This window comes from Bradyrhizobium denitrificans (genome assembly GCF_013179005.1).
In the GTDB taxonomy this organism is placed as follows: Bacteria; Pseudomonadota; Alphaproteobacteria; order Rhizobiales; family Xanthobacteraceae; genus Bradyrhizobium; species Bradyrhizobium denitrificans.
Genome location: NZ_JABFDP010000081.1, coordinates 1 through 1,047 on the forward strand (window position 1 = coordinate 1; position 1,047 = coordinate 1,047).

At 68.4% G+C, this 1,047-nt stretch carries 1 protein-coding gene; it reads right to left on the reverse strand.

What is annotated here, in order from left to right:
- Nucleotide 1: 1 nt before the first annotated feature.
- Nucleotides 2-1,047, reverse strand: a 1,046-nt coding sequence (locus HL671_RS37820) for a xanthine dehydrogenase family protein molybdopterin-binding subunit (RefSeq protein ID WP_172244238.1), incomplete at its 5' end; no start/stop codon positions are given.

Below are 1,047 nucleotides of genomic sequence, written 5' to 3' on the forward strand. Positions count from 1 at the left end.
GCTACGCCTTCATGTTGGCCTTCACCGCTTCCGCGGTGATCGGCAGCGAGCGCAGCCGCGCACCGCAGGCGTTGTAGATGGCGTTGCCGAGCGCCGGCGCGACCACGGTCACCGCGGGCTCGCCGACGCCGGTCGCCTTCTCGCCATTGGCGATGACGGCGATCGCGACCTCCGGCACCTGGCTCATCCGCAGCGGCGTGTAGCTGTCGAAGTTGGTCTGCTCGATGCCGCCATCCTTCAACGTCGCCTTCTCGTACATCGCCAGCGACAATCCCCACAGCGCCGCGCCCTCGACCTGGGCGCGGATGTTGTCGGGATGCACCTGGGTGCCGACGTCGGTCGCCACGGTGAGCTTCTTCACCGTCACCGCGCCGTTGTCAGCCACCGCGACATGGGCGACGCAGGCCGTCCAGCTCGCGGACGCCCGCTCCTGCGACGACACGCAGGCGACGCCCATGCCCTCGCCCTTCGGCAGCTTCTTCGACCCGTAGCCGGACAGGCCCATCGCCGCCAGCAGCGTGTTGCGCAGCCGCTGCGCGCCGCCATCGTTCTTGCCCTTGCCGTCGAGCAGCGCGATACGGAACTGCGCCGGGTCCTGGCCGGACGCGGCGGCGATCTCGTCGATCATGCTCTCGACCGCCCAGAACGTCCAACCCGGCGCCACCGAGCGGAGCTGGCCGGACGGCGTCGCATTATGCGCGAGCTCGTTCTTGATCGCGCGCACATGGTGGTTGGGCACGGTGTAGAAGAAGTCGGCGCCGTTGACCGTGAACGAGTCGAGCGGGCCCTTCTTGTCGACCGACGGCGTCAGGAAGTCCGGGATGCCCCAGCGCGCCGTCGGCCAGGCCGAGACGACGTCGTGGCTCAGAGCAATGAGCTTGCCATTGCTGTCGAGCCCGGCCTTCACTTTCTGGTAGGTGAGCGGCCGCGAGTAGTCCATCGTCATGTCGTTCTCGCGGGAATAGATCACCTTGACCGGCTTGCCCACGGCCTTCGCCGCCTGCACCGCCGGCACCATCATGTCGGCATCGAGCCGGCGGCCGAAGC